Origin of the sequence: Streptomyces sp. NPDC002779 (genome assembly GCF_042888685.1) — a bacterium.
Classification (GTDB): Bacteria; Actinomycetota; Actinomycetes; order Streptomycetales; family Streptomycetaceae; genus Streptomyces.
Genome location: NZ_JBIAQC010000007.1, coordinates 256230 through 281587, shown reverse-complemented (window position 1 = coordinate 281587; position 25358 = coordinate 256230). Strand labels below are relative to the sequence as shown.

Genomic DNA, 25358 nt, shown 5'->3' with positions numbered 1-25358 from the left:
TCACCGGCCGCAAGTGGTTTGACCGGGCGCCGGGCCCGCCAGGGATGAGGGAGAACCGACGGACAGGAGGCGGGCGCGTGGTGCTGGTGGTGTCGGAAGAGGTGCGGGACGCGATCGACGCGCGGCGACCCGTGGTGGCCCTGGAGTCCACGATCATCGCGCAGGGGCTGCCCCGCCCGCGCAATCTCCAGGTGGCCCTGGAGCTCGAGGACGTCGTACGGCGCGAGGGCGCCGTGCCCGCGACCGTCGCCGTGCTCGACGGGCGCCCCCATGTCGGCCTGGACAAGGAGCAGTTGGAACGGGTCGCCAACGAGGACGGGATCCGCAAGCTGGGCCACCGCGATCTGCCGCTCGCGGTGGCGGCCGGGGCGAGCGGGGCGACCACGGTGTCGGCGACGGCCCTGCTGGCGGCCCTGGCGGGCGTGCGGGTCTTCGCGACGGGCGGACTCGGCGGGGTGCACCGGGAGTGGACGGTGACCCAGGACGAGTCGGCCGACCTGGGCCTGCTGGCCCGCACCCGCATCACGGTGGTCTGCGCGGGCGTGAAGTCGATCCTGGACGTGCCGGCCACGCTCCAGCGGCTGGAGACGCTGGGTGTCGCGGTGGCCGGGTACGGCACGGACCGCTTCCCCGGCTTCTACCTGTCGGACTCGGGCCATCCTGTGGACTGGACGCTGCGGTCGCCCGAGGAGGCGGCGGAGGTGATGCGCGCTCAGGACGCCCTTGGCGGCCCGGAGTCGGCGCTGATCGTCGCCAACCCCGTCCCGGAGGCCGAGCAACTGGACCCCGAGCTGCACGCACGTGTGCTCGCCGAAGCGCTGCACGCGTGCGAGGAGGAGGGAGTCACCGGTCAGGCGGTCACCCCGTTCCTGCTCGATTACCTGGTCCGGCACACCGACGGGGCCTCGCTCAACGCCAATCTGGCGGCGGTACGCGGCAACGTAGGGCTGGCGGCGCGGATCGCGGCGGCCTGGGCCCGGGCATGACGACTGTGCCGGACGGTGCCCTGCTGGTCGTCGGCGACGTCGTCACGGACGTGATCGCCCGGCACCGGGGGACGCTCGCCTCGGGCACGGACACGGCCGCCGTGATCCGTACGGTGCCCGGCGGCGCGGGCGCCAACGTGGCCTGCTGGGCCGCCTACCGCTCGGGCGTGGAGGTACGGCTGCTCGGGCGGGTGGGCGCGGACGCGGCGGCCTGGCACGAGCGGGAGCTGGCCGCCTGCGGTGTCCGGCCCCGGCTGGTCGTCGACCCGGACGCGCCGACCGGAACCGTGATCTGCCTGGTGGACACCGGCGCGGCGGCCGAGCGGACCTTCCTGACCGACAGCGGCGCCTCGCTGCGGCTGGAGCCCGGCGACTGGTCGGACGCGCTGCTCGACGGGGTCGCCCGGCTGCACCTGTCGGGTTACCTGCTGTTCTCCGGACCGAGCCGCGCGCTGGTGGCGGCGGCCCTGGAGTCGGCACGCGCGCGGGGTGTGCCGGTGAGTCTGGACCCGGCCTCGGCCGGGTTCCTGGTGGAGCTGGGCGTGGACCGCTTCCTGTCGCTCGTCGACGGCGTCGACGTGCTGCTGCCCAGCCGTGACGAGGCGTGCCTGCTGACGGGGTTGCCCGACGCGGCCGACGCGGCGGCCAAGTTGAGCCGCCATGTCCCGCTCGTCGTCGTCAAGCGGGGCGCGGGCGGGGCGCTGGTGGCGCGGGCCGGCTCGGTGTGCGCCCGGCTACCGGCGGCGCTTGCGACGCCGACCGACACCACGGGGGCGGGTGACGCCTTCACCGGCGCGTTCCTGGCGGCCCTGATCCGGGGCGCCGAGCCGGAGGAGGCGGCGCGGGAGGGGTGCCGGGCGGGGGCGCTGGCGGTGGAGCGGGTGGGCGGCAGACCGCCGGGGACGGACTGACGGCACGGACCGGGTGCCGCGTCGCTTACCCGGCACGCCGCACCCCGGCCACCGGCCACGCCGTCGACTCCCCCTCCCCCTTACCCCTTGCGCCCCCACGCCGAGATCATCGGCGCCGTGGCCAGGTCCATCCCTCCCGAGGCGACATTGCTCAGATGGCGGTCGACCTCCGCGTCCGTGGCGAAGCCCGCGGCGACGAGCTGCTCGCGGACATGCTGGATCCTGGCCGACTCCAGTGCCGCGCAGGCGGGAGAGCTCAGCGGGAAGTAGGCGTCGGCGTGCACCCGCTGCAGCCCCGCCTCGCGCAGCAGCCGCGGGAGTCCGCGCCCGTAGGAGAGGTCGGCGCCGCGGTCGGCGAGGAGTTTGCGGAAGCCCTGCCGCAGACGGTTCGCCAGCTGCTGGTCGGGGCCGTACTCGTCGGGGCAGACCAGGGGCTGCAGGGCGGGATCGGCGTCCTCGACCAGCAGTCGTCCGCCGGGCCGCAGGGCGCTGACCATGGACCGCAACGCCCCTGCCCGGTCGGGGACATGAACGAGGCCGAGCCGGGCATGCACCAGATCGAAGCCCTCCCCGGGCGGCCGCTCGGTTCCCACGTCGTGGACCCGCACCTCGACGGGCGGCCGGGCCGCCGCGGCGACCCGCGAGGTGTCGATGTCCGTCGCCACCACCCGTCCGGTCGGTCCGACCTTCTTGGCCAGCCACGACACCACGGAGATGCCGCCCGCGCCGATCTCCCAGCAGCGCCAGCCGGACCCGATGCCGAAGGACTCGAAGTGCCGGAAGGTGGTGGGATCGAAGAGTGCGGCGAAGGCGTCGAAGCGCTCGCCCGCTTCACGCTGCCGGTTGTCCAGGAGGTACCCGTCGGATCGCGTCATGCCGGGATCATCCCAGTTACCCCTCTTGTCCGGAGGGGGCGACGCGCACCCGGACCCCGTTCGCGACCCGGCCGAACCGGCTTTGTCCACAGCCGGGAACCAAGCGGAATGCGATGCTCCCACAGGCTCGCCCGGCTCTCACGCCGACCTGGCAGACTGGCGCGACCAGCGCGGGAAGAGCGGCGCGAGGAGATCCACGCACGGCACGCAAGGAGATCCAGATGTCCATGGCAGGAAATCTGCGGAAGGTCACGAGCCTCGGCCCGGTCGGCGGCCTGCGCAAGGTGGCGCGGCTGGCCCGGCGGCGGCGCCGCGTCGACCTGAGCCACCCGGCTCGCTCCCCGCTGGGCTCCTCCGTGGTCAACTGCGTGAGCTATCGCGAGGGCCGGAGGGTTCCGGGGGGCGGCGATCTGGTCGAGACCGTGGAGCAGGTGCGCAAGCACGGCGACGGTTTCGTCTGGCTCGGTCTGCACGAGCCGACGGAATCGGAGTTCGCGGACGTCGCCGAGCTCTTCGAGCTGCATCCACTGGCCGTCGAGGACGCGATCGAGGCCCATCAGCGTCCGAAGCTGGAGCGCTACGACGAGACGCTGTTCGCGGTGTTCAAGACGGTCTGCTATGTCGAGCACGAGGAGCTCACGGCGACCAGCGAAGTGGTGGACACCGGCGAGATCATGGTCTTCACCGGTCATGACTTCGTGATCACCGTGCGGCACGGGCGGCACGGCTCACTGGGCCCGCTGCGCGAAGGGCTGGAGTCCGAGCCCGAGCAGCTGGCCAAGGGCCCGGCCGCGGTGCTGCACGCCATCGCGGACCATGTGGTCGACGAGTATCTGAGCGTCACCGACTCGGTGCAGGGGGACCTCGACCAGGTGGAGACGGATGTGTTCGCGGAGGCCGGCGCCCGGGTGGATCCTGGCCGGATCTACCAGCTCAAGCGTGAACTGCTGGAACTGAAGCGGGCGGTGGCACCGCTGGCGCGACCGCTGGAGGAGCTCGCTACCCGGCCGATACGGGTGGTGGACCCGGAGATACAGGCTTACTTCCGGGACGTCACCGATCACCTGCTGCGGGTCAAGGACCAGATCGCCTCCTTCGACGAGCTGCTCAACTCGATCCTCCAGGCGCACCTCGCGCAGGTCACGGTCGCGCAGAACGAGGACATGCGCAAGATCACGGCCTGGGCCGCGCTGGTCGCCGTGCCGACGATGGTCTGCGGGCTCTACGGCATGAACTTCGAGCACATGCCGGAGCTGCACTGGCAGTTCGGCTACCCGCTGGTCATAGGGGTGATAGCCGTGGCGTGTCTGACGCTGCACCGCGGGTTCCGGCGCAACGGCTGGCTGTAGGGCGCGCCGACACCCCCGGCGCGGTTGCCCGGCCGGGGGTGCGAGGGACGGTCCTCAGTGGGCGGGGGTTCGGGCGTAGACGCTCTCGGCCCAGGCGCCGATCTGGTCGTCCGGCAGATGCCGGGCGAGGTCGGCCTCGCTGATCATGCCCACCAGGCGCTTGTTCTCGATGACGGGGAGCCTGCGGATCTGGTGCTCCTGCATCTCCCGGAGCACCTCGCCGACGTCGGCGTCCGCCTCGATCCAGCGCGGGGTGCCCTGGGCCATCTCGCCGGCGGTGACCTTGGCCGGGTCGTGCCCCATGGCCACGCAGCCGACGACGATGTCGCGGTCGGTGAGGATGCCGCAGAGGCGTTCGTTCGCGTCGCTGATGGGCAGCGCTCCGACGCCGAGGTCGCGCATCAGCTGGGCGGCGCGGTCCAGGGTCTCGTGCGCCGGGATCCACTGGGCTCCGCGGTGCATGATGTCTCCGGCAGTGGTCATGGAGTACCTCCCTGTGCCGGACGGCCGGCGCGGCGCAGGGCGCACCGCTAGTCCCGGCGCCTCACATTCTCGCCGCGCCGGACAGCGCCCGCACCTTCACCGCCGGAACCCGGGAGGTGCCCGCCGATCAGCCGCTCGGGCCGGATGCCAGGGCCCGCCGATCACCCGCCGAACAACCGCTCGGGCCGGGTGCCGGGTCCGCCGATCACCCAGCGATCAGCCGCTCGGCCCGGGGGCGGGCCCGCCGATCAGCCGCTCCAGGCCGGGTGCCGGGGGTCGTCGGCGCGGACCAGGACGTCGGCGGTGGCGGCCGGGGCGGTCTCGTCCTCGTAGCGCGCGAAGGCGGGGAGGGTCCAGTGGTCGGGTTCGGGGGTACGGCGGCGCAGGGCGCCCGCGGAGAGGAGGACGTGGACGGAGAGGTCGAAGGGGAACCAGTGCCGCAGCAGCAGGGGGCCGTGCAGCAACAGCACACCACCGGGCGGGAGGTGGACGTAAGGGCTGCGGGTGGCCCGGTCGGTGACCGGGTCCCACAGGTCGGGCAGGACGCGGCCGTCGCCACCGGGTTCGAGGGGGCCGAAGACCTCACGCCACAGGGCGCCGGTGTCCAACCAGCCGTCGTAGTAGGCCTCCACGTCCCGGCGGCCGTGTTCCAACCGGAGGGAGGCGGGGCGCAGAAAGCCCTCGGCGCCGACGACCAGCGAGGGGCGGCCGCGGGTGCGCAGGGCTTCGGCGACGCGTTCCGCGAGGCCTCCCGGGCGGGCCGCGGGGGCGCCGTCGAAGGCGATGCGCGGCCAGGGGGCGCCGTCGGCGGGCTTCAGGTCGAGCAGCCGGTCGGCGAGCAGGTCGCCGAGCCGTTCCCAGGTGATCGCTTCGAGTCGCACAGGGCCCATGATGCGTCAGGGGCCGGGAGGAGGGTGGTGTCAGTGCACGTCGAGGGGAATGAACCGCGTATGGAGCACCTGGCAACTTCCCCGCACCGCGGCGGACTTCTCGTGATCCAGCCGCTCCGGCGGCGGCACTGCGCGGAGTGCCGGGGCGGGCCGCTGTCGCTGCTCGTGCTGGAGGACGGGACGCCCCGGTGTCTCGACTGCGCGGATCTCGGGCATCTGGTCTTCCTGCCGCGTGGCGACACCGCGCTGACCCGCAGGTCCCGGCAGGAGAGCGCCCTGTCGGCGGTGGTGGTGCGGTTCAACCGGCGCAAGGGGCGCTATGAGCGGCAGGGCGTTCTCGTGGAGGAGGCGGGGCTGGCCCGGGCCGAGGAGTGGTGCCTCGCGGACGCCGAGGCGAGGCGGCGCCGACGGCAGCGGGACGCGCGGCGGAGGGAGGCCGAGGACGGGCGGTTCGCGGAGGCGTTCGCGGCGGAGATCCGGCGGCTGTTCCCGGGGTGCCCGCCGGAGCGGGCGGCCGCGACCGCCGCGCATGCCTCGGTGCGGGGCAGCGGGCGGGTGGGCCGGAGTGCGGCGGGGCGGGCGCTGTCCGAGGGTGCGGTGACCTCGGCGGTGGTGGCGTCCGTGCGGCACACGGACACGCCGTACGACCAGTTGCTGATGAGCGGGGTGCCGCGGCACGAGGCCCGGCGGCGGATCGCGGCGGCGGTGGAGACCGTACTGAGGGAGTGGCGCGAGCCGGCGGCGGAGGCGGGCTGACCGGCCCACCCACAGCCCTGACGGCCCGCCCAGAGCCCTGACAGCCCACCCGGAAACCCGCCCGTCGCGCCCCGAGACCTGACCGTAGCCCACCCCGGCCCCCATCTGGACGCTCGCGTATGCCCGCGCGGCGCTCGGCCATGGGATACGTCGGCGCGGCGGATTTCACTTGTGGTGACGGGCGGTGCCGGGGAGGATCCCGGGCAGGACTGGGGAGTTGACGTCACATGATCGAGGGACCGTTTTTCGTACTGACCGTGCTGGGCGTGCTGGGGACCGGCTTGGTGGCCGGGGCCTTCTGCGCGTTCTCCGCCTTCGTGATGAAGGGGCTCGCCGCGCTGCCGCCCGCGCAGGGCGTCGCGGCGATGCAGGCGATCAACGTGGCCGCGGTGACCCCCGCCTTCATGACCGTGTTCATCGGCTCGGCGGCCCTGTGCGCCGTGCTCGCCGTGGTGACGTTCGTGGTGTGGCCGGACGAGGGGACGGTGGAGCTGCTGCTGGGCAGCGCCCTGTATCTGTTCGGCTCGTTCGGGGTGACCGTCCTCGCCAACGTGCCCCGCAATGACGAGCTGGTGAAGATGGAGGCGGGCACCCGCGAGGCCGCCGCGTACTGGACCGCGTACGTGCGGGAGTGGACGGCCTGGAACCACGTCCGCACGGTCGCCTCGGCCGCCGCCACAGTCTGCTACGTCCTGGCCCTCACCTGAGCGAAAACGCCACGGGCCAGCGAAAGCGCAAGAGGCTGACGAGACGTATCGTGGCCGGAAGAGTGCCGACCGATGACGTACGGCCCCGCTCCGCACGCGAGGGAGACGGCCATGGCCGATCCCAAGGGATTCATGACCACACCCCGCCAGGACTGGCCCCGCCGGCCGGTCGAGGAGCGGGTCCGGGACTGGGACGAGGTGTACGTCCCCGGCGCGCTGCTGCCCATCGTCAGCAAGCAGGCCGACCGGTGCATGGACTGTGGGATCCCGTTCTGCCACGACGCCTGTCCGCTCGGCAATCTGATCCCGGAGTGGAACGACCTGGTGTCGAGGGAGGACTGGCGGTCGGCCGCCGACCGGCTGCACGCCACCAACAACTTCCCCGAGTTCACCGGCCGGTTGTGCCCGGCGCCCTGCGAGGCGGGGTGCGTACTCGCCATCAACCAGCCCGCGGTCACCATCAAGAACGTCGAGTGCGCGATCGCCGACCGCGCCTGGGAGCTGGGGTTCGCCCCGCCCCGGCCGCCGGACCGGCTGTCGGGACGGACGGTCGCGGTGATCGGGTCGGGGCCCACAGGGCTCGCGGCGGCGCAGCAGCTGACCCGGGCCGGGCACACGGTCGTCGTGTACGAGAAGGACGACCGCATCGGCGGGCTGATGCGGTACGGCATCCCCGAGTTCAAGATGGAGAAGGCCCGGCTGGAGCGCCGTATCGAACAGATGCGCGCCGAGGGGACCAGGTTCCGTACCTGCACGGCGGTCGGGCGGGACATCGGGGCGGACGAAGTGCGCACCCGCCACGACGCCGTGGTGATCGCCACCGGTGCGACCGCGTGGCGTGAACTGGACGCGCCCGGACGGGAGTTGGCCGGAGTCCAGCAGGCCATGGAGTATCTGCCGCTGGCCAACCGGGTGTGCGAGGGCGACCTTCCGGCATCGCCGATGTCCGCCGCCGGGAAGCACGTCGTCATCGTCGGCGGCGGGGACACCGGCGCCGACTGTCTGGGCACGGCGGTGCGGGAGGGCGCCGCCTCGGTGACCCAGCTCGACATCTACGCCCAGCCCGGCGCCGAGCGCGACGACGACACCGAGCCCTGGCCGACGTATCCGAGGATCTACCGGCTCTCGGCGGCCCACGAGGAGGCCGGGGAGCTGCGGACCGCCCCGGCGGCGGACGCGGACGCGCGACTGTTCGCGGCGTCAACGCTCCGCTTCACGGGGGACGGGGAGGGGCGGGTACGGTCCCTGCACCTGGTCGAGGTCGACTCGGGACGTCGGCCGGTGCCGGGCACCGGGCGGGCCATTCCGGCCGATCTGGTCCTGCTCGCGCTCGGCTTCTCGGGGCCCGACCGGGAGGACGGGCTGATCGGGCAGCTGGGTCTTGAGCTGGAGCCCCGCGGCACGATCGCGCGGGACGTCGGCTTCGCCACCGCCGTCCCCGGGGTGTTCGCCGCCGGGGACGCCGCCCGGGGCCAGTCGCTGATCGTGTGGGCGATCGCGGAGGGGCGGGCGGTGGCCGCGGCGGTGGACCGGTATCTGACCGGGAGTTCGCGGCTGCCGGCGCCGATCTCCCCGTACGACCGCCCGATGGCCGTGTAGACCCCATCCGGCCCCGTACGACCGCTCAATGGCCGCACAGGCCCCACATCCGACGACCGCCCGATGACCGCGCAGGCCCCACATCGGACGTCGTACAACCGCCCGATGACCGCACAGGCCCCACATCGGACGCCGCACGACCGCCCCCAGGCCGCGCAGGCCCCGCATCGGGAGCAGGCGCCTACCGCTCGTCCGTCCCCGCCACCTTTGCCGTGGCCAGCGCCACGCGGTTCCAGGTGTTGATCGTGAAGATGAGGGCCAGCACCCGGGCCAGCTCCTCCTCGTCGAAGTGGGCCGCGGCCTCGGCGTAGACGGCGTCCGGGACACCGCCCTCGGCGACCAGCGTCACCGCCTCCGTCAGGGCCAGCGCCGCCTGCTCGCGCTCGGAGAAGAAGTGCCGGGCCTCCCGCCAGACCGCCACCATGTGCAGCCGGTCCTCGCTCTCGCCGGCCTTGCGGGCGTCGTTGGTGTGCATGTGCAGGCAGTACGCGCAGTTGTTGAGCAGCGAGGCACGGATCTGGACCAGCTCGACGAGCGTCGGGTCCAGGCCCTCACGAGCGGCGGCGTCGAACCCGACGAGGGCGCGGAAGGCCTTCGGGGCGGTCCGGGCGAAGTTGATGCGGGGCGTCTCGGTGCTGACCGGCGTGTTCGTCGTCATGCCTTCAACCTACGGCCTCGAAAGACCCCCGGTAGGGTGCATTCTTGTGTCCGAATCATGGGTCAATTCCTCCGAGCGGATCGGCGCCGACCTGCATCTGGAGCTGTCCGGCCCCGGCGGCAGACGGGCCGCCCTCACCCGTGCCCTGCGCGACGCCGTACGCGGTGGCCGGCTCGCCCCCGGCACCCGGCTCCCGCCGTACCGCTCGCTCGCCGCCGACCTGGGTGTCGCCCGGAACACCGTGGCCGACGCGTACGCCGAGCTCGTCGCCGAGGGCTGGCTCACCGCCCGTCAGGGCTCGGGCACACGGGTCGCCGAACGGGCCGAACCGCCGCGACATGCCGTGAAAACCCCGCCGAGGACCCCTCTACGCGCGCGTGGCCCGCGCCACGACCTGCGCCAGGGCACCCCGGACGCTTCGGGCTTCCCGCGCGCGGACTGGCTCGCCTCCTACCGGCGGGCCGTGCAGCAGGCGCCCAACGAGGTATTCGGGCCCGGCGATCCCGCCGGCCGGGTCGAGCTGCGGGAAGCGCTGGCGGAGTACCTCGCACGCGCGCGTGGCGTCCGCTGCGATCCGGACCGGATCGTGATCTGCTCCGGCTTCGCCCACGCGCTGCGGCTCCTCGTCGAAGGGCGCGTGCTGCGGGCTCCGCTGGCCGTGGAGGCGTACGGGCTGCCCTTCCACCGGGAACTGCTGACCGGTGCCGGGGTGCGGACCGTGCCGCTGCCTCTCGACGAGGACGGCGCCCGGGTCGATCGGCTCACCCGCGAGCGCGGGGTCCTGCTCACGCCCGCGCACCAGTTCCCGACCGGCGGGCCGCTGCACGCCGACCGCCGCGCCGCGGTGATCGACTGGGCACGCGCGCGTGGCGCGGTAATCGTGGAGGACGACTACGACGGGGAGTTCCGCTACGACCGCAAGCCCGTCGGCGCCGTGCAGGGGCTCGACCCGGAACGGGTGATCTTCATCGGGTCGGTCAGCAAGAGCCTGTCCCCGGCGGTCCGCCTGGGCTGGATGGTGCTGCCCGGGGAGTACGTCGAGGGCGTGCTCGCGGCCAAGGGCGAGCGGGAGGCCTGGGCGAGCGTGCTCGACCAGCTCTGCCTCGCCGACTTCCTCACCCGGGGGTCCTACGACCGTCATGTGCGGCGCATGCGGCAGCGGTACCGGAGCCGCCGGGACCGGCTCGTCGCGGCGCTCGCCGCTCGGGCGCCGCACATCGAGGTCACCGGGGTGGCGGCCGGACTGCACGCCGTACTGCGACTGCCGCCGGGGTCCGAGGCGGCCACCGTCGAGCGGGCCGGGCGGCTCGGCGTGGCCCTCGACGGGCTCGCCGCGTTCCGGCATCCGGGAGCGGCGGAGGCCGCCGTACCGGCCCATGACGGGCTGGTCGTCGGCTACGCCACGCCCTCCGAGCACGCCTACCCGGCGGCTCTGGACGCCCTCTGCGCGGCGTTTCCGGATCCGTGAATCTCCTCCCGCATGTCCGAAAAGGCTGTTCTTTCCGTCAGTCAGCAATGCAGCACAGCAACTCAGTGTCTTAGAAAAGCAACCGGCACACCCGATGAGGGAACTGCCTCAGGAGATCAGGAAGTCCGCCGCACCCGCCTTGGCGCCTTCGATGAATGCCGTCATCTCGTCGGTGGTGTAGATCAGCGCCGGCCCGTCCGGGTCGGTCGACTGACGGACGGCGATCCGTCCGTCGGCAAGCTTCATCGCCTCCAGGCAGTTGCCGCCGTTGCCGCCGCTCCACGGCTTGTGCCAGCCCTCGCTGCCCAACTCCCGCGCGGGCATGCCGTTGTAGACGGGTATCCGCGGCTTGATGCGATCCATTCACAGCTCCTTGCGGAGATCCCGGAGAATCTCCTTCGTGCGATGCGCCGTAGCGGCCTGCGCCGCCATGCGGTCCATGACCTCCAGGTGGGTCGCCACCTCGGGGCGCGCGTCCAGGTAGACGGCGCCGGTCAGGTACTCGCTGTAGACCATGTCCGGCAGTTCTGACATGGCAAATCGGAACAGCACGAACGGCCCGTACGTGCCCGGATGCGGCCCGCTCTCGAACGGGGCGACCTGCAGCGTCACGTTGGGCAGCTTCGTCATCTCGAGCAGCCGGTCGATCTGGGCACGCATCACCTCCGGGCCGCCGACCTGGCGGCGCAGCACGGTCTCGTCCATGACGGCCCACATGCGGGGGGCGTCGGGCCGGGTGAGCAGATCCTGGCGTTGCATGCGCAGCGCCACATGGCGTTCGATGTCGTCGGGCTTGGTCTGGCCGATGGCGCCCGAGCGCAGCACCCCGCGCGCGTAGTCCTCGGTCTGCATCAGGCCGGGCACGAAGTGCGGCTCGTACGACCGGATGAGGCTCGCGGCCCCCTCCAGGCTGACGTACATCGAGAACCAGCCCGGCAGGATGTCGTGGAACCGCTGCCACCAGCCGGGTTTGTTGGCGTCCTCGGCGAGCTGCACGAAGGCCGCGGCCTCCTCGTCACCGACCCCGTAGGCCTTCAGCAGCAGCTGGAGGTACGGGATCTTGAAGGCGACCTCGGCCATCTCCATCCGGCGGACGGTGGCGGGGGCGACACGCAGGACGCGGGCGGCCTCCTCACGCTTGAGCCCGGCGCGTTCCCGCAGGTCCAGCAGGCGCCGGCCGAGGACGACCTGGCCGACCGTCGGCGCGGACCGCGGCTCGCTCACGCTCCCACCTCCACCAATGAATCCTGACAGCCCTGCGGCGCCATTCGAAGACCTATTCGAAGATCTGGACAGACCTCCGGCGATCCCAATTGGCGCCGCTCGACATGCTGTTGCGAGCAGTGTGCCACGGCCATCCACCGCGTCACACAGCACTCTGCATTTTTCAGAGTGACACTTGCCAAGTGTTCACGGCGGGGCGATAGTGGCAAGCGTGATTCCGTCCGCGCCCTTAGGAACAGACGCCGCCGCAGGCCTGCTCGGCCTCGGTGCCGCCACGGCGGTAGGCCCTCAGCGGGGCCCCGCCGAGCGCCGGTTCCGTTTCGAGCTGGCCGCACATCCGGGCTCCCCCGCGCAGGCCAGACGCCTGACGAGGGCCCGGCTGACCGGCTGGTCGGTCTGCGAGGACACCTGCGACACGGCGGCCCTGGTGGTCTCCGAACTCGTCACCAACGCCATCGTGCACACGGCGAGCAGGCACATCGTCTGCGAGCTGCACGACGGCGACGACCTGGTGCGAATAGCCGTGCGCGACCAGGGGTGCGCACCGGGTGAGCCCCACCCGGCGGCGCAGCGCGGCGACGAGGAGCACGGGAGGGGATTGCTCCTCGTCGACGCCCTCTGTCACTCCTGGGGCGCCCATGAGCACGGGCCCGGCCTGCTGGTCTGGGCGGAACTGCCGCGCAAGGCGGAGGAGCCTCGCGAGGACACCGGGCCGCGCAACGACCTGGGCTGGGGGGCCCGGCCCAAGCCGGGCGGCCCCGCCGGGGGATCCGACGGCGAAGACGAGGACGGGGGGCCTGCGTGAGCGTGACGTCCGGCGGCGGTCAGGTACTGAACCTGGACACACTGGTCCGGCTTCGCCGCGGGCTCGCTTCGCGGCTGGAGCCGTCGAGGCTGGCGGTGCCGGAAGGCATGACCACGCCGCTGGGTTTCGACGCGGTGGCCGTACCCGCTCGCCTCGGGCCGCTCATCCTGCCCCGGCTGCCTCAGGTGGGGTGTGTCTACGCCGATGACGCGTACTGGTGGTGGATCGTCCCGTCCGACTCCGACTACGCGCTGGAGTGGCCGGAGCCCTGCCGGTACGCGACGGGCGCGGTGGTTCCGGACGAGGTCCGGCTGATCCACCGGCCGGAGGGGGCGGTGCCCTACACGCCGCCGATCCCGCTGTACCTGGCGCTGTGCCGGCTGACGGGGACCAATCCGCCCTGGGCCCGGCAGGTCAGCGCGTAGCGCCCCGCGGGGAGGCAGGCTTTCGTCCGCCGCTACGCCGTGGCTGGTCGCGCGGTCCCCCGCGCCCCTTCGGGGCGCCCTCAGGCGGCCGCGTCGACGGTCATCTCGCTGCGCACGATCACCAGGAAGGTGTCCGTCGCCAGGTCCATCACGACCTCGGCGTCCAGGCCTTCCCGACGCCGCGCCTGCGCGAACTCCTCCGCCGGCCAGGAGCCTCGCGGACCGCCGGCGGGAAAGCGCTCAAGCACCGTTCGCCTGTTCACCCTGCACCTCCATCTAGCGCTGTACTCGAAGAGTTAAACGCCAACAGCGGGGTGAACGCTTCGCGAAGTGACGGGACTGAGACATTGTTGACACTCATTCACCACGGAGGGTGAACGGGGCCCCAGCTTTATGTAGTTTTCGGTTACTTTCCGCCTCAGTCCTCGTACTCATCGTGATAGCGCACGCGCTCACTGCCCGCGGGCGTCCCCAGGGACGACGCACGCCCCTCGGGTTCCTCCCACTCCTCCTGCCGGCCCAGCGCGGTCAGGTCCAGGAAGCTGGTGGTCGAGCCAAGACCGTCCAGCCCGCGCTCGAACGTCGAGTAGGTGTGGAACACCCGGTCGCGGACTCTGAGGAAGCAGCTCACGCCGGGACGCTCTACGGGTTCCCCGTCATCCTCCAGGGTCACCTCGAAGTCGCGGTTGAAGTCGTTGCCGTGGGACGAGAACCACGGCAGCGTCCACCCCATCCGCGCCTTGAACGGCAGGATCCTGGTGTACGGCGCTCTGGAGACCACCACGAACGAGGTGCCGCGGGCCCGCAGATGGGCGAGATGGCCGACCTGGTCCAGGAACGCCGAGCAGCTGCGGCAGCCGGCCTCCCACTCGGGCGCGAACATGAAGTGGTGGACGACGAGTTGGTGCCGCCCCTCGAAGAGGTCGAGGAGGGTGGCCTTGCCGTCGCCGCCCTCGAAGACGTACTCCGTGTCGATCTCGACCATGGGCAGCCGACGCCGCTCGGCGTTGAGCGCGTCACGCGCGCGCGTGGCCGCCTTCTCCCTGAGCAGTAACTCCTCGCGTGCCGCGCGCCACTGAGCGCGCGAGACGATCTCCGGAAGCGACATGGGCCCCTCCTGTGCGAACGGTCCGTTCCGAGGGGTGACCGGGGGGAGGAGCGGAACTCATCGCTCGTGCCCAAGATTTTTTGGTGCGACCTTTCCGAAGGCCCCGCGGCTACGTTTCGTACTCCTGGATCCGCCTGCCGTGGCCCCGGTCGAGCAGCCCCGGCAGGCGTTCCGTCAACTCCCCGACCACCGCGCCGACATCGAGGGTCAGCAGCTCGCGGTCGCGCATCAGGACACGGCCGTCGACGATCGTGGTGCGTACGTCGGAGGAGCGGGCGCTGTGCACCAGGGTCGCGGCCTGGTCGTGGACGGGCTGGGTGTGCGGGCCGGTCAGGTCGACCAGGACGATGTCCGCCCGGCGGCCGGGGGCGAGGCTGCCGATCCGGTCGCCGAGTCCGACGGCCCGCGCGCTCTGCAGGGTCGCGTGGTGCAGGGCTTGACGGGACGTCAGCCAGCGGGGGTCACCGGTCGTCGACTTCTGGATGAGCGCGGTGAGCGCCATCGACTCCCAGACGTCGAGGGAGTTGTTGGAGGCGGCGCCGTCCGTGGCGAGTCCCACGGGAACGCCGATCTCGCGCAGGGCGCGCACCGGGGTGGTGGTGGGCCAGCCGAACTTGAGGTAGCCGCGGGGAGCGGTGGCGACGGCCACCTGGCCGCCGGCTTCCGCGAGAAGGGGCAGGTCGGCGTCGAGGATGCCGGTGCCGTGGGCGATCAGGACGTCGGTGTCGAGGATCCCGGTGCGCCGGAGGACCTCGATGGGTGTGACTCCGTGCCGGGCCAGGCTCGCCTCGGTCTGGTCGCGGTTCTCGGAGGCGTGCAGATGGACGGGGAGGTGGTGCTCGCGGGCGAGTGCGGCGGTGGCGGCGAGATCGGCGCCGGTGACGGTGTAGGGGGCGTGCGGAGCGAGGGCGGTGGTGATACGGCCGCCCCGGTGCCGGAGGGCGAACTCCAGTGAGCGCTCCCGGCCCTGCGGGCCCTGGGAGGAGAAGAAGGCCTCGCCGAGATGGGCCCGCAGGCCGCACTCGTCGACGACCCGGGCGACGGCGTCCATGGCGAAGTAGTGGTCGGCGAAGCAGGTCACCCCCGCGCGGATCATCTCGGCGCAGGCGAGCCGCGCCCCCAACTCCACATCCCGTCCGGTGAGGTTGGACTCGACGGGCCAGACGACGTCGTTGAACCACTGCTCGGTGGGCAGATCCTCGGCGACCCCGCGCAGCGCGACCATCGGGGCGTGGGTGTGGCAGTTGACGAGCCCCGGCAGGGCGACCTGACCACGGCCGTCGAGCCGCTCCACGGCAGGCCGGTCCCCCACCTCCGCGGCACCCGTGACGGCCTCGATCACCCCGTCCCGTACGACGATCGCGGCGTCCTCCTCGAAGCGGATCCGCTCTTGATCGTCGTGCAGCAGGACGGTGCATCCGGTGATGATGAGCTCGGCGACGGTCGACGTCATGCCGCCAACGTACGACGGCGTACCCGCCCGGTGTGACCCGGACCGCGCATGTCGCCGCAGCTCTGTCGCGAACCCCACCGGGCGAGCACCCTGGCCTCATCACCGCCCGCCGCAACGGCTTACGGAAAGGGCCCCGGCATGCTCCTCGGCACCTGGAACCTGGAGAACCTCTTCCTGCCCGGCGGCCCGTCCGGCCCGAAGGACAAGGCCGCCTACGAGGCGAAACTGGCCGCCCTGGCCGCCGTGATCACGGAACTCGACCCGACGCTGCTCGGCGTGCAGGAGGTCGGCGATCCGGCGGCGCTCGGCGACCTGGCCGACAGGGTGGGCGGCGACTGGCACACCGCGCTCTCGGAGCATCCCGACGGGCGGGGGATCCGGGTCGGCTTCCTCAGCAGGGTGCCGCTGCGGGTGCTGGCCGACACGAGCGCGTTCCCGCGGAAGCTGCGGCCCGTGCAGGTGGACGACACGGGCGGGGAGACCGCGGTGGCGGGGCGGGGCTTCCTCGCGGTGGAGGCGGGGCCGTTGCGCGCCGCCGTCTGCCACCTGAAGTCGAAGCTGCTGAGCTATCCCGGGGACCGTTTCCAGCCGCGGGACGAGGGCGAGCGGGCGCGTTTTGGAGCTTACGCGCTCTACCGACGGGCGGCTGAGGCGGCGGCGGTGCGGGCGCTGGCGGACACGTTGCTGGCGGGCGCGGGCCAGGAGCGGGACGTGGCGGTCGTCGGCGACCTGAACGACGAGGTCCAGGCGGCCACGACCCAGATCCTGCTGGGCCCGCCCGGCTCGGAGATCGGCACGGCGGGCTTCGGCACCCCGGACCGGGGCGACGCGGTACGGCTGTGGAACACCGCGCCTCTGATCCCCGCCGCCCAGCGCTTCTCCCGCGTCAATTCCGGCCGCCGCGAGCTGATCGACCACGTCCTGCTGAGCCACCGCCTGGTCCACCGCGTGACGGAGTCCGGCACGGGCCTCCCCGGCGCGAACGCCCCGCACCTGCCGTCGATCGGCCCGGACCCGACGGACCGCCGGGGAAAGCCCGGCTCGGACCATGCGCCGGTGTGGGCGCGGTTCGGCTAGGGCGGCGGTCGGGGTTCGGCCTTCGTACGCGGTTCAGCCGGCGCGGCGGAGTGCGGCCAATTCGTCCACCGCTCCGGTGAGCTGCCGCTCGTACCGGGAGGTGAGGCGGCCGGAGTCGTCGAGGTGGACCGCGCAGGCGGTGGTGGTGTCCACAAGCCGCTCCAGAGCACCGGCCACCTCCTCGGTCCCCTCCGCGTGCCGGGCGAGCGGCGGAAGCTCGGCGGCGGCGCGGGAGATGGCGGCCCGGGCCTCGGCGAGCGTGCGGTAAGCCTCGCGGCGGAGGGTCCAACGGGTGCCCCGGGGATCGCCACCGACCCGGCTGCCGCCGACGACCGCGCCGCCCATGCCACGGCCCTCTCGACCGCCCCCGCCGCCCACTCCACCAGCCCCGCCAGCCCCCCGACCGGCCCCGCCATCCGCCCCACCAGCCCCGCCAGCCCCCCGACCGGCCCCGCCATCCGCCCCACCAGCCCCGCCACACCCCCGACCGGCCCCGCCATCCGCCCCGCCAGCCCCGCCACACCCCCGACCGGCCCCGCCGCCCGCTCCACCGACCTCACCGTCCATCCCACCGGCCTTGCCCTCCGCCTCCCGCAGCACATGCGCGAGATACGCCCGCGCCGCGTTCTCCGCCGCCCCGAGTCGCGCCCGTACTCCCCCGCCCCGCTGCCCGGGCATCGGCAGATGTCCTACGACCAGCACGATCGCGCAGGCCAGCAGGGTCTCCCCGATGCGGCCGGCGGAGGCCTGCGGTTCGCCCCCGACCATCACCAGGGCGAGGACGAGCAGCGTGACGACGGCGGTCTGGGCGGCGAAGTGCCGGGTGGCGACGGGAATGAGCGCACCGCACACCGCGACCAGCGCGACGAGCCCTTCCGGCCGGGGCAGCACGGCGGCGAACCCGGCGAAGAGCAGGGCCCCCAGCACGGTCCCGGCCGCCCGGCACAGCACCCGGGACACCAGCGGCCCGAGATCGGGCTTGACCAGGAAGACGGCGGTGGCGGGCAGCCAGTACCAGTGCGTGTGCGGCCCGTACCAGTGGGAGTGGTGCAGGCCCTGCGCGGCGGCGACGCCGGCCCCGAAGCAGAGGGCGACCCGAAGGCCGTACTCCCGCCCACCGGCGCCGAGGACACTGCGGACCAGGGAGGACAGGGACCGCCGCCGGGTGTGCAGATCCGCGCCGCCTTCGCCCCGGTCGAAGGTCACGGCGGCATGGAGCAGGGCGTCGTCGAGGGCGCGCAGAGCGGGCCCGTTCCGGGACGGCGCGGGCAGTGGCCCGGTGGCCGTGTTGGCGCGTACGGCGGAGGCGAGGCGCCGGGGTCCCACCGCGGCCCGCGCCGGTACCGCCTCCGCGGCCCAGGCGAGCGCCGTGGCGGCCTCGGCGAGCGGAAGGGCGGCGGCGTACTGCGCACGGAGGCGTCGCTCGGCGGAGGAGGAGGCGTACCGCCGCAGCCGGGGTCCGGCGAGGGCGTCCTGCGCGTGATCGAGCGCCGCGGTGAGCGAGGCACGCCGAGCGTTGGCCCGGTCGGTACCGGCGCCGTCGAGGAGATCGGCGATGGCGTCGTAGACGGACGCGACGGCGGCCCGCTCCCCGTCGAACCGGAAGTCACCGGCGAAGGACCCGGGACCGGGCAGCACGAGCCGCAGCACCAGCAGCCATCCGGCCCCGCACAGAAAGGCGAGCGCCCGCTGCCATCCCGGCTCCGGCAACGGCATCCCGGCGCCGATCGCGGAAGCGACGAGCAACTGGGTCCCGGCACCGGAGGCCACCGGCCCGACGGCACTGACGGCGCCGGCGAGCAGCCCGACGAAGGTGAGCAGCAGCGTGAGCCCGACGGCCCCCAGGCGCTCCCCGCCGTACGTGCCGACCAGCAGCCCGACGGCCCCCGCGACCGCGGGCACCCCCATCCGCCTGACGGCCGCCCGCCGGCTCCCGGGCCGGTCGTTGATCCCGGCGAGCATGGCGGCGATCGCGGCCACCACCCCGACGGACGCCTGACCGGCGAGAACGGCCCCGCACAGCAACGGCCCGGCCGCCAGCCCTCCCCGCCCCACGGCACTCCAGGGCACGGGCCCCCGCTGAGCACGAAGAGCATGAGCAAGCCAGGGCGGCAGGGCAAACACGGGGCGGGACACAGGGCTCCTGTCCGGACGAGGGCGGGGTGCGCCTTCGGGCGACGGTGGCCGGGTTTTCTGGTGTGCCCCGACGGTAGACCGGAAAACCGGAGGTTGAGAAACGGGCGTATTACCTCCGCGTGACCATGCTTGGTAACGCCATGTTCTTTATGAACGCTATCGTTCCCGGCTCGCCTCTTCGCACAGCGCCCGGGCCCGGTGGATCGCCTGGATCAGGGCCTCCGGATGCGGTGCGGCAGGGAGCGACGCGAGGACGTCGTCCATGGCGCGCAGTCCCGCCCGCTCCAGCAGCCGCTTCTCGTTGGTCACCCACTCCCCCCGCGCCGCCAGCACCCCGTGTCCCGTCTGGACGGCGGCGGTGGCGAGGACGCCGGCCACCTCGGTGAGGCGGCCCGCCGGCGCGTGGTTCGCCTCGGCGTAGGCCAGGGTCGCGCGGGCCGTGCCGTGCCAGCGCGCGCTCGCCGTGCGCCGTAGCTTCTCCGGATAGCCCGCCGGGCGCGGCAGTTCACCGCGCAGCACCCGGTTGATCGCCAGCTCCGCCACCACCAAGTAGCTGGGGATTCCTGCGAGATGGAACAGCAGTGGTTCCACCCGGAAGCGCCCCTGTTCCGCTTCCGCGAGTTCGTGTTCCACGACGTCCAGGTCCCGGTAGTGCACGTCCACGCGGTGGTCGTCGATCGTCAGCCAGGCGCCGCCGTTGAAGACACCGCCGCCCCAGTCGCCGATCTCCGACACCTCGCCCTCCCAGCCCACCGCGCGCAGATCGGCCGGGTCGAAGGGACCCCGGTAGTAGATCGCCAAGTCCCAGTCGCTGTCGGGGCGGTGGGTGCGCTGGGCCCGGGAACCGCCCAGGGCCACCGCCCGCACGGCGGGGAGGGCGGCCAGGCGGTCCGCCGTCGCTTCGAGGAAGTCGGGCATGGTCGCTCAAGCCTCCCAGAGGTCACGGTGGCGGTGCCGTGTGGGCGGGTGGTCCAGGGTCTCGGCCACCCTTTCGAGGGTTCCGGCAGACGCCGCTCGCACCTGCTTGACCGCCGTGACACGGAACGACCTGAGCCCCGCCCGCGCCCGCGACTCGTACGGGCTCACTCCTCGCTCGCCCAAGCTCCGCGGGTACCGGTAGGCGGCGAAGCTCCGCAGCAGCGGCCTCGGCCTGGCACGGCGGCCCTCGCGCGCGGCCTTCGCCAACTCCTGCCGCGTGTAACGGAGTTCGGCGAGCGAGTGATGGGTGCACGGGCCCGCGATGCCCTGGGGCCAGTAGGGCGGGCCGGTGCGGTGGCGGCCCGGGACGTGGTGGACGGTGCGTGACATGGCTGGGCTACAGGGTCGCGGGGGCGGGCGCCGGTGTCGAATGGTTATCCGTCGGAGCGTGGGGGCGCTGGAGCGCCGGAAAATCGGATGCGGTGCCGGGCCCCGCGCCCGAGGATCGGTGGGTTGTCCGCATGCCGCACGCCAGACTCCGCACCGCACCACCCGGGAGCCGCCATGATCCAGCGCGTCACCAACCCCGCCCTCTTCCCACCCCCCACCTACTCCCACGCCTCTGTCGTCGAGGCCGGTACCAGGCTCGCCTTCCTCGCCGGGTCCGTGCCGCTGGATGCCGAGGGGAAGATCGTCGGTGAGGGGGACCCGGTCCGGCAGGCCCAGCAGGTGATCGACAACCTGGAGGCTCAACTGGCGGCCGTCGGAAGCGACTTGACGCACGTGCTGTCGACCGACGTGTACGTCGTCAGCAGTGAGACCTCCGTGCTCTCCTCCGTGTGGGAGGTCGTCGAGGCGTCGGGGCTCAGCGCCGGACCGCACTCGTCCACCCTCATCGGGGTCGCCTGCCTCGGCTACACCGGGCAGTTGGTGGAGATCACGGCCACCGCCGTCGTACCGGAGGAAGCCCGGTGATCACCCTGCGCAGGGCCACCGCCGCCGACGCCTGTGCCGTGGCCGACGTCTGGCTGCGCTCCTTCGACGCCGCGCTGCCGACCGTCGTGCGGCCGCATTCGGACGACGAAGTGCGCGACTGGATCCGGGAGTTCGTCGTCCCGCGGCAGGAGACGTGGGTCGCCGAGGCCGGGAGCGCGATCGTCGGGATCATGGTCCTGCACGGCGAGCTCCTCTCCCAGCTCTACCTCGCCCCCGACTGGCGCGGCCGCGGCCTCGGCGACCGGTTCGTCCGGCTCGCCAAGGAGCGGAGCCCGCACGGTCTGAACCTCTGGACCTTCCAGATCAACAAGCCCGCCCACCGCTTCTACGAACGCCACGGCTTCGTCGCCACCGAGCACACCGACGGCCACGACAACGAGGAACACGAGCCGGACGTACGGTACGTCTGGAAGCCCCGGGCCAGGCTTCCGGCGCTCACAGCCCCGCCTCCTGAGCCGCGCTCCGCAGCACCTGGCGCAGCATCTCCGGGGTGAGCCGGCCGGTGAAGGTGTTGCGCTGGCTGACATGGAAGCAGCCGAAGAGGGTGAGACCGTCGAGCGGCACCCGCATCCCGTGCCCGAAAGCGGGCCGGGGCCTCGGGATCGCCCAGCCCGCCGCCGCCAGCGCGGGCAGCGCCGCCTGCCAGCCGAACGCGCCGAGCACCACCACCGACCGCAGCGTCGGCCGCAGCAGCCCCAGTTCCCGCACCAGCCAGGGCCGGCAGGCGTCGCGCTCGCCGGGCGTGGGCTTGTTGGCGGGCGGGGCGCAGTGCACGGGCGAGGTGACCCGGGCGCCGTACAGCTCCAGTCCGTCGTCGGCGGCGACCGCGGTGGGCTGCGAGGCGAGGCCCACGTCGTACAGTGCCTGATAGAGCACGTCCCCGGAGCGGTCGCCGGTGAACATGCGGCCGGTGCGGTTCCCGCCGTGCGCGGCGGGGGCGAGGCCGACGATCAGCAGCCGGGCGTCCGGCGGGCCGAATCCGGGCACCGGGCGGCCCCAGTACGTCTGGTCGGCGAAGGCCGCCCGCTTGGTCCGGGCCACCTCCTCCCGCCAGGCGACCAGCCGGGGACAGGCCCGACAGCCCGCGACCCGCCGGTCCAGTTCCACGAGGGCGTCCATGGCTCCACCGTAAGCCCGCCGAAAAGGCCAGGTCGGCCCTGCCGGTCAGCGGCTAAGGTCGGTGCCATGGCTTCCGAGGGTGACGAGGACAAGGACGCCGCGACCTCCCCGGCTGCGGATGCGACGACCGCCGCCGTGGCGGCTGCCGAGGCGGCCGGACCGCAGACCGGCGAGAGCGTGCGGATCGACAGCTGGATCTGGGCGGTACGGCTGATCAAGACGCGTTCGGCGGGCGCCACCGCCTGCAAGGGCGGCCATGTGCGGGTGAACGGCGACCGGGTCAAGCCCGCGCACGCGGTGCGCGTCGGTGACGAGGTGCGGCTGCGGCACGAGGGCCGGGAGCGGATCGTCGTCGTCAAGCGCCTGATCCGCAAGCGGGTCGGCGCCCCGGTCGCGGTCCAGTGCTACGTCGACAAGTCCCCGCCGCCCCCGCCCCGCGAGGCCGTCGCCCCGGCCGGGATCCGCGACCGCGGCGCCGGCCGCCCCACCAAGCGGGACCGCCGCGAGCTGGAACGGCTGCGCGCCCTGGAGAAGGGCAGCAGCCGCCCCGGCCCCCGCTGACGAACACGGCCGCACGTACGCCGTGCATCACGCCCGCCGCACCAGCCGCAGCAGCTCCGCGTTGTGGCCGCGCCGCGCCCAGGCGATCAGGGCGAGCGGGATGATCAGGATGAGCGGCGTGGCGGCGTTCTCCCCCTCGAAGGCTGACATCTGGACCACGAACGCGCCGGCCATCAGCCCGCTCAGCGCGATCCCCGCCACCGACTGGAGCACCGGGACCAACAGGGCGACCGCTCCGGCGAGTTCGAGCGCGCCGATGGTGTACATGCCCGCGTTGCCCCAGCCCAGCTCGGCGAAGGCCTCCACCGCCGTGGAGTGCGCGATCAGCTTCGGCAGGGCGCTCGCGCCGGCGAAGAACAGCGCGAGCAGGATCTGCAGCCCGCGCAGGGCGATCCGGGCCCGGCGGCCACGGGCGGTCGCGGACTCGGCGATGACGGGAGCGGTGGCGGTGGCGGCGGTCTCGGACATCAAGCTCTCCTGTGTACGGCGTCGTTGTCGCTGTCACAGGGACAGACCGCGGTGTGCCGCGAAAGTCATCGCTGTCCGGCGGACGTCGCCGCCTCCAGCGGGAACCAGCCGTGCCCGATGTACCAGTGGCCGCCCGCCCGCAGATGGTCCCCCACCGCCCGCTCGACCGCCGTCCGCCGCGGCAGCCCCTCGACGGGCAGATCCGGGTCCCCGAACACGAACCCCACCGGCTCGGTGTCAGCCTCCTCCCGGTCGTCGCGGACGATCCGGAACCGCTCCTGGAAGCGCACGATGTTGGAGTCGGCCGGCAGATACCGCTTGAGCTGCCGATCCAGCAGCCAGGAGTGGCACTGCGCGGCCGGGTACCGCTCCTCGGGAAAGTGCCGGGCGAAGAACTCCCGGGCCAGCGCGAGCGAGCGGTCGCAGGCCACCGGGGTCAGCGGGCCGTGGAAGTCGGGGATGTGGAGGTTGAGACACAGGGCGTCCGGATCCGGCCCCGCCCCGGCGAGCGCCCGCCCGGTGCGCGACCGCTCGAACTGCAACCGCCCGAGCTGGTACAGCTCGCCGCGGAAGTGGTGGATGAGCCACCTCGGCGCCTGGAGGCCCGCCCGGCCGTGCCGCCGGCGGTGCACGGCCATGTTCCGGCCGAGGTCGGCGAGGGTGCGCCGGGTCACCTCGGCGGGGACACCGCGTTCGCGGTGGTAGGCGCGCGTGTGGGGCAGCGCCGCGACGAAGACGTACACGGGGAAGCAGCGCTGCAGGGGGCCGGCGGGCCAGTCCAGCTCGGGCAGCTCGACCCTGGCCCCGATCGTCCCCAGGTCCCGGACCAGCTCCTCGACCGACGCCTCCAGGAACCGTCTGAGTTCGGGATCGTCGGTGACTCTGCGGCGCATGCGGACGAGGACCCCGATGTCCTCGTGGGGTACGGCGAGGTCGATCAGGATCTCGGGCAGATCGTCGGCATCAGGCAGCATGGCAGGGCCCCCTCTTGGTGATCGGCGTTTCGAAGAGTACGTTCCGAAGGAGGGAGTGGTGATCCCGATGCGTACGGGCAGTGAACCCACGACCGCGCGCAGTGCGCTGCGCACGCGGTTCTGGCTGAGTGTGTGGGGGCTGGTCTGGGCGGTGTTCGGTACGGCCGCCTTCGCGCTGGCGGGCCGCACCGGCTGGGCCGTGGCCTGCGGGGTCCTGGCCCTGGTCGTCGCCGTGGACCTGTTCCTCGTCGTCCGGCACATCCGCCAGGGCCCGCACTACCAGCCGGGCCCCGACGTGCCGCCGTACCACCCGCCCGGCCGCTGACGCTCAGGACTCGAACCGCGCCGCCCGGAGGTACTGCGGGTTGGGGTCCAGCGCGGCCGCCAGGCGGAAGTGGCGCTTGGCCTGATCGTGCCGGGCCTGCCGCTCATAGGTGCGGGCGAGCGCGAAGTGCGCGAACGCGTTGTCCGGCTCGCGCTCCAGGACGATGGTGAACTCCAGCTCGGCGGGCCGAAGTTGCGCGGCGGCGAAGAAGGCCCGCGCGCGCAGCAGGCGGGCGGCGGTGTTCTCGGGGTGCGCGGCGATGACACCGTCGAGCAGCTTCACCGCGCCCCGCGGGTCCCGCGCGGCGAGCAGATGCTCGGCGGCGCGGAAGTCGATGACATGCGTCTCCGGAGTACGTCCGGTCGAACCGCTGGTCTCGGGCACGGCAGAGTCCTTCCCTCACTCAAGGGCTTCAACGCCCCGGAGCCAGGCCGCTATTCCTGAGCCCCCCGGGACGCGTGCGCCCGGCGCTCCAGCTCGGCCCAGACCTCCCGCACCCGCTGCCGCAGCTCCTCGAGCGGTACGTCGTTGTCGATGACGATGTCCGCGATCTCGCGGCGCTTCTCCCGCGTCGCCTGGGCGGCCATCCGGGCGCGGGCGTCCTCCTCCGTCATCCCGCGCAGCCGGACGAGCCGGTCGAGCTGGGTTTCGGGGGCGGCGTCGACGACGACCACGAGGTCGTACAGCGGCGCGAGGCCGTTCTCCGTCAGCAGCGGGACGTCATGGACGACGACCGCGTCCTCGGCGGCGGCCTGCTCCAGCTCGCGGGAGCGGGCGCCGACCAGGGGGTGCACGATCGAGTTCAGTACGGCGAGCCGGTCGGGGTCGGCGAAGACGATGGAGCCCAGCTTGGGGCGGTCCAGGCTGCTGTCCTCGGCCAGCACCTCCTCGCCGAAGGCGGCCACGACCGCGGCCAGCCCGGGCGTGCCCGGCGCCACGACCTCCCGGGCGATGCGGTCCGCGTCGATCAGTACGGCGCCGCACGCGACGAGCAGCCGTGACACCTCGCTCTTGCCGGCACCGATGCCGCCGGTCAGGCCAACTTTCAACATGCCCAGAGCTTAGGCCCTGGGGCGCAAGGGCCTTG

31 protein-coding genes are annotated in these 25358 nt (G+C 73.1%); 14 read left to right on the top strand and 17 right to left on the bottom strand.

Annotated elements, in window-relative coordinates; translation table 11 throughout:
- Positions 1–77 precede the first annotated feature (77 nt).
- Positions 78–986, top strand: a complete 909-nt coding sequence (locus ACFYW5_RS21735) for a pseudouridine-5'-phosphate glycosidase (protein ID WP_389418682.1) — start codon at positions 78–80, stop codon at positions 984–986.
- Positions 983–1897 carry a carbohydrate kinase family protein gene (locus tag ACFYW5_RS21730; protein WP_389418681.1) on the top strand — a complete coding sequence of 305 codons (915 nt, stop codon included), beginning with the start codon at positions 983–985 and terminating at the stop codon, positions 1895–1897. The genes ACFYW5_RS21735 and ACFYW5_RS21730 overlap by 4 nt, the downstream gene beginning before the upstream one ends.
- 80 nt (positions 1898–1977) lie before the next feature.
- Here the strand turns inward: ACFYW5_RS21730 and ACFYW5_RS21725 are convergent, their stop codons facing one another.
- Entirely contained in the window at positions 1978–2772 is a 795-nt protein-coding gene (locus tag ACFYW5_RS21725; RefSeq protein ID WP_389418680.1) for a methyltransferase domain-containing protein, read from the bottom strand.
- 221 nt (positions 2773–2993) lie between these two features.
- Between ACFYW5_RS21725 and ACFYW5_RS21720 the strand changes: the two genes are divergently transcribed.
- On the top strand, positions 2994–4121 hold the full coding sequence (locus tag ACFYW5_RS21720) for a magnesium and cobalt transport protein CorA (RefSeq protein ID WP_389418679.1): 1128 nt from the start codon (positions 2994–2996) through the stop codon (positions 4119–4121).
- Between the two features lie 54 nt (positions 4122–4175).
- Here the strand turns inward: ACFYW5_RS21720 and ACFYW5_RS21715 are convergent, their stop codons facing one another.
- Positions 4176–4604: a CBS domain-containing protein gene (locus ACFYW5_RS21715; protein WP_389418678.1), complete on the bottom strand. Its 429-nt coding sequence runs from the start codon at positions 4602–4604 to the stop codon at positions 4176–4178.
- Between the two features lie 248 nt (positions 4605–4852).
- On the bottom strand, positions 4853–5494 hold the full coding sequence (locus tag ACFYW5_RS21710) for a uridine kinase (RefSeq protein ID WP_389418677.1): 642 nt from the start codon (positions 5492–5494) through the stop codon (positions 4853–4855).
- Between the two features lie 60 nt (positions 5495–5554).
- Between ACFYW5_RS21710 and ACFYW5_RS21705 the strand changes: the two genes are divergently transcribed.
- The 3 genes from ACFYW5_RS21705 (at position 5555) to ACFYW5_RS21695 (ending at position 8556) form a co-directional block, all read left to right on the top strand.
- Entirely contained in the window at positions 5555–6250 is a 696-nt protein-coding gene (locus ACFYW5_RS21705) for a DUF2293 domain-containing protein (RefSeq protein WP_389418676.1), read from the top strand.
- A 227-nt stretch (positions 6251–6477) separates the two neighbouring features.
- A complete protein-coding gene (locus ACFYW5_RS21700; protein ID WP_389418675.1) occupies positions 6478–6957 on the top strand; it encodes a DUF1772 domain-containing protein in 480 nt (159 codons plus the stop codon).
- A gap of 111 nt (positions 6958–7068) precedes the next feature.
- A complete protein-coding gene (locus ACFYW5_RS21695) occupies positions 7069–8556 on the top strand; it encodes a glutamate synthase subunit beta (protein ID WP_389418674.1) in 1488 nt (495 codons plus the stop codon).
- A 181-nt stretch (positions 8557–8737) separates the two neighbouring features.
- Here ACFYW5_RS21695 and ACFYW5_RS21690 read toward each other — a convergent pair whose 3' ends face one another.
- On the bottom strand, positions 8738–9214 hold the full coding sequence (locus ACFYW5_RS21690; protein WP_389418673.1) for a carboxymuconolactone decarboxylase family protein: 477 nt from the start codon (positions 9212–9214) through the stop codon (positions 8738–8740).
- Between the two features lie 46 nt (positions 9215–9260).
- Here ACFYW5_RS21690 and ACFYW5_RS21685 point away from each other — a divergent pair, with 46 nt between their 5' ends.
- Positions 9261–10682: a PLP-dependent aminotransferase family protein gene (locus ACFYW5_RS21685; RefSeq protein WP_389418672.1), complete on the top strand. Its 1422-nt coding sequence runs from the start codon at positions 9261–9263 to the stop codon at positions 10680–10682.
- Positions 10683–10790: 108 nt separating this feature from the next.
- On the opposite strand, the gene ACFYW5_RS21680 is transcribed toward ACFYW5_RS21685, so the two are convergent.
- Both ACFYW5_RS21680 and ACFYW5_RS21675 read right to left on the bottom strand, forming a co-directional pair.
- Complete coding sequence (locus ACFYW5_RS21680) at positions 10791–11045, bottom strand: DUF397 domain-containing protein (RefSeq protein WP_389418671.1); 255 nt, start codon at positions 11043–11045, stop codon at positions 10791–10793.
- The gene (locus ACFYW5_RS21675) at positions 11046–11906 is read right to left on the bottom strand and encodes a helix-turn-helix domain-containing protein (protein WP_389418670.1); all 861 of its coding nucleotides are present in this window, start codon (positions 11904–11906) and stop codon (positions 11046–11048) included.
- A gap of 202 nt (positions 11907–12108) precedes the next feature.
- On the opposite strand from ACFYW5_RS21675, the gene ACFYW5_RS21670 reads away from it, so the two are divergent.
- Positions 12109–12711: an ATP-binding protein gene (locus ACFYW5_RS21670; RefSeq protein WP_389418669.1), complete on the top strand. Its 603-nt coding sequence runs from the start codon at positions 12109–12111 to the stop codon at positions 12709–12711.
- The gene (locus tag ACFYW5_RS21665; protein WP_389418668.1) at positions 12708–13136 is read left to right on the top strand and encodes a hypothetical protein; all 429 of its coding nucleotides are present in this window, start codon (positions 12708–12710) and stop codon (positions 13134–13136) included. Before ACFYW5_RS21670 ends, ACFYW5_RS21665 begins: the two co-directional genes overlap by 4 nt.
- Before the next feature lie 80 nt (positions 13137–13216).
- Here the strand turns inward: ACFYW5_RS21665 and ACFYW5_RS21660 are convergent, their stop codons facing one another.
- The 3 genes from ACFYW5_RS21660 to ACFYW5_RS21650 form a co-directional block, all read right to left on the bottom strand.
- On the bottom strand, positions 13217–13399 hold the full coding sequence (locus tag ACFYW5_RS21660; RefSeq protein ID WP_250070490.1) for a hypothetical protein: 183 nt from the start codon (positions 13397–13399) through the stop codon (positions 13217–13219).
- A 155-nt stretch (positions 13400–13554) separates the two neighbouring features.
- Positions 13555–14244 carry a DUF899 domain-containing protein gene (locus ACFYW5_RS21655; protein WP_389418667.1) on the bottom strand — a complete coding sequence of 230 codons (690 nt, stop codon included), beginning with the start codon at positions 14242–14244 and terminating at the stop codon, positions 13555–13557.
- A 109-nt stretch (positions 14245–14353) separates the two neighbouring features.
- Positions 14354–15697 (bottom strand): amidohydrolase, encoded by a 1344-nt coding sequence (locus ACFYW5_RS21650; RefSeq protein WP_389418666.1) that lies wholly within the window; start codon positions 15695–15697, stop codon positions 14354–14356.
- A gap of 138 nt (positions 15698–15835) precedes the next feature.
- Here ACFYW5_RS21650 and ACFYW5_RS21645 point away from each other — a divergent pair, with 138 nt between their 5' ends.
- Positions 15836–16774, top strand: coding sequence for an endonuclease/exonuclease/phosphatase family protein (locus ACFYW5_RS21645; RefSeq protein WP_389418665.1), 939 nt, complete (start codon positions 15836–15838; stop codon positions 16772–16774).
- A gap of 33 nt (positions 16775–16807) precedes the next feature.
- Here ACFYW5_RS21645 and ACFYW5_RS21640 read toward each other — a convergent pair whose 3' ends face one another.
- From ACFYW5_RS21640 to ACFYW5_RS21630, 3 genes are all read right to left on the bottom strand, one after another.
- Positions 16808–18910 (bottom strand): FUSC family protein, encoded by a 2103-nt coding sequence (locus ACFYW5_RS21640; RefSeq protein ID WP_389418664.1) that lies wholly within the window; start codon positions 18908–18910, stop codon positions 16808–16810.
- A gap of 156 nt (positions 18911–19066) precedes the next feature.
- On the bottom strand, positions 19067–19828 hold the full coding sequence (locus ACFYW5_RS21635) for a nucleotidyltransferase domain-containing protein (RefSeq protein WP_389418663.1): 762 nt from the start codon (positions 19826–19828) through the stop codon (positions 19067–19069).
- A gap of 6 nt (positions 19829–19834) precedes the next feature.
- A complete protein-coding gene (locus ACFYW5_RS21630) occupies positions 19835–20218 on the bottom strand; it encodes a hypothetical protein (RefSeq protein ID WP_389418662.1) in 384 nt (127 codons plus the stop codon).
- A gap of 174 nt (positions 20219–20392) precedes the next feature.
- Here ACFYW5_RS21630 and ACFYW5_RS21625 point away from each other — a divergent pair, with 174 nt between their 5' ends.
- Positions 20393–20803, top strand: coding sequence for a RidA family protein (locus ACFYW5_RS21625; RefSeq protein WP_389418661.1), 411 nt, complete (start codon positions 20393–20395; stop codon positions 20801–20803).
- Entirely contained in the window at positions 20800–21318 is a 519-nt protein-coding gene (locus ACFYW5_RS21620) for a GNAT family N-acetyltransferase (RefSeq protein ID WP_389418660.1), read from the top strand. The genes ACFYW5_RS21625 and ACFYW5_RS21620 overlap by 4 nt, the downstream gene beginning before the upstream one ends.
- Here ACFYW5_RS21620 and ACFYW5_RS21615 read toward each other — a convergent pair.
- Positions 21260–21943, bottom strand: coding sequence for a uracil-DNA glycosylase (locus ACFYW5_RS21615; protein WP_389418659.1), 684 nt, complete (start codon positions 21941–21943; stop codon positions 21260–21262). The two genes, ACFYW5_RS21620 and ACFYW5_RS21615, sit on opposite strands and share 59 nt — an antisense overlap.
- Positions 21944–22009: 66 nt before the next feature.
- Between ACFYW5_RS21615 and ACFYW5_RS21610 the strand changes: the two genes are divergently transcribed.
- Positions 22010–22504, top strand: a complete 495-nt coding sequence (locus ACFYW5_RS21610; protein WP_389418658.1) for an RNA-binding S4 domain-containing protein — start codon at positions 22010–22012, stop codon at positions 22502–22504.
- Between the two features lie 27 nt (positions 22505–22531).
- On the opposite strand, the gene ACFYW5_RS21605 is transcribed toward ACFYW5_RS21610, so the two are convergent.
- Together ACFYW5_RS21605 and ACFYW5_RS21600 are read right to left on the bottom strand one after the other, a co-directional pair.
- Entirely contained in the window at positions 22532–22972 is a 441-nt protein-coding gene (locus ACFYW5_RS21605) for a DoxX family protein (RefSeq protein WP_389418657.1), read from the bottom strand.
- 65 nt (positions 22973–23037) lie between these two features.
- The gene (locus ACFYW5_RS21600) at positions 23038–23946 is read right to left on the bottom strand and encodes an acyltransferase domain-containing protein (RefSeq protein WP_389418656.1); all 909 of its coding nucleotides are present in this window, start codon (positions 23944–23946) and stop codon (positions 23038–23040) included.
- 67 nt (positions 23947–24013) lie between these two features.
- Here ACFYW5_RS21600 and ACFYW5_RS21595 point away from each other — a divergent pair, with 67 nt between their 5' ends.
- Positions 24014–24271, top strand: coding sequence for a DUF6343 family protein (locus ACFYW5_RS21595; protein ID WP_389418655.1), 258 nt, complete (start codon positions 24014–24016; stop codon positions 24269–24271).
- A gap of 3 nt (positions 24272–24274) precedes the next feature.
- On the opposite strand, the gene ACFYW5_RS21590 is transcribed toward ACFYW5_RS21595, so the two are convergent.
- Both ACFYW5_RS21590 and coaE read right to left on the bottom strand, forming a co-directional pair.
- Positions 24275–24655 (bottom strand): tetratricopeptide repeat protein, encoded by a 381-nt coding sequence (locus ACFYW5_RS21590; RefSeq protein ID WP_389418654.1) that lies wholly within the window; start codon positions 24653–24655, stop codon positions 24275–24277.
- Between the two features lie 50 nt (positions 24656–24705).
- Entirely contained in the window at positions 24706–25323 is a 618-nt protein-coding gene (gene coaE, locus ACFYW5_RS21585) for a dephospho-CoA kinase (RefSeq protein WP_389418653.1), read from the bottom strand.
- Between the last annotated feature and the right edge of the window lie 35 nt (positions 25324–25358).

Coding starts and splice junctions, on each gene's coding strand:
- ACFYW5_RS21730 (WP_389418681.1), top strand. CDS start 983: ATGACGACTGTGCCGGACGGTGCCCTGCTGGTCGTCGGCGACGTCGTC.
- ACFYW5_RS21725 (WP_389418680.1), bottom strand. CDS start 2,772: ATGACGCGATCCGACGGGTACCTCCTGGACAACCGGCAGCGTGAAGCG.
- ACFYW5_RS21720 (WP_389418679.1), top strand. CDS start 2,994: ATGTCCATGGCAGGAAATCTGCGGAAGGTCACGAGCCTCGGCCCGGTC.
- ACFYW5_RS21715 (WP_389418678.1), bottom strand. CDS start 4,604: ATGACCACTGCCGGAGACATCATGCACCGCGGAGCCCAGTGGATCCCG.
- ACFYW5_RS21710 (WP_389418677.1), bottom strand. CDS start 5,494: ATGGGCCCTGTGCGACTCGAAGCGATCACCTGGGAACGGCTCGGCGAC.
- ACFYW5_RS21705 (WP_389418676.1), top strand. CDS start 5,555: ATGGAGCACCTGGCAACTTCCCCGCACCGCGGCGGACTTCTCGTGATC.
- ACFYW5_RS21700 (WP_389418675.1), top strand. CDS start 6,478: ATGATCGAGGGACCGTTTTTCGTACTGACCGTGCTGGGCGTGCTGGGG.
- ACFYW5_RS21695 (WP_389418674.1), top strand. CDS start 7,069: ATGGCCGATCCCAAGGGATTCATGACCACACCCCGCCAGGACTGGCCC.
- ACFYW5_RS21690 (WP_389418673.1), bottom strand. CDS start 9,214: ATGACGACGAACACGCCGGTCAGCACCGAGACGCCCCGCATCAACTTC.
- ACFYW5_RS21680 (WP_389418671.1), bottom strand. CDS start 11,045: ATGGATCGCATCAAGCCGCGGATACCCGTCTACAACGGCATGCCCGCG.
- ACFYW5_RS21655 (WP_389418667.1), bottom strand. CDS start 14,244: ATGTCGCTTCCGGAGATCGTCTCGCGCGCTCAGTGGCGCGCGGCACGC.
- ACFYW5_RS21650 (WP_389418666.1), bottom strand. CDS start 15,697: ATGACGTCGACCGTCGCCGAGCTCATCATCACCGGATGCACCGTCCTG.
- ACFYW5_RS21645 (WP_389418665.1), top strand. CDS start 15,836: ATGCTCCTCGGCACCTGGAACCTGGAGAACCTCTTCCTGCCCGGCGGC.
- ACFYW5_RS21635 (WP_389418663.1), bottom strand. CDS start 19,828: ATGCCCGACTTCCTCGAAGCGACGGCGGACCGCCTGGCCGCCCTCCCC.
- ACFYW5_RS21630 (WP_389418662.1), bottom strand. CDS start 20,218: ATGTCACGCACCGTCCACCACGTCCCGGGCCGCCACCGCACCGGCCCG.
- ACFYW5_RS21625 (WP_389418661.1), top strand. CDS start 20,393: ATGATCCAGCGCGTCACCAACCCCGCCCTCTTCCCACCCCCCACCTAC.
- ACFYW5_RS21615 (WP_389418659.1), bottom strand. CDS start 21,943: ATGGACGCCCTCGTGGAACTGGACCGGCGGGTCGCGGGCTGTCGGGCC.
- ACFYW5_RS21610 (WP_389418658.1), top strand. CDS start 22,010: ATGGCTTCCGAGGGTGACGAGGACAAGGACGCCGCGACCTCCCCGGCT.
- ACFYW5_RS21605 (WP_389418657.1), bottom strand. CDS start 22,972: ATGTCCGAGACCGCCGCCACCGCCACCGCTCCCGTCATCGCCGAGTCC.
- ACFYW5_RS21600 (WP_389418656.1), bottom strand. CDS start 23,946: ATGCTGCCTGATGCCGACGATCTGCCCGAGATCCTGATCGACCTCGCC.
- ACFYW5_RS21595 (WP_389418655.1), top strand. CDS start 24,014: ATGCGTACGGGCAGTGAACCCACGACCGCGCGCAGTGCGCTGCGCACG.
- coaE (WP_389418653.1), bottom strand. CDS start 25,323: ATGTTGAAAGTTGGCCTGACCGGCGGCATCGGTGCCGGCAAGAGCGAG.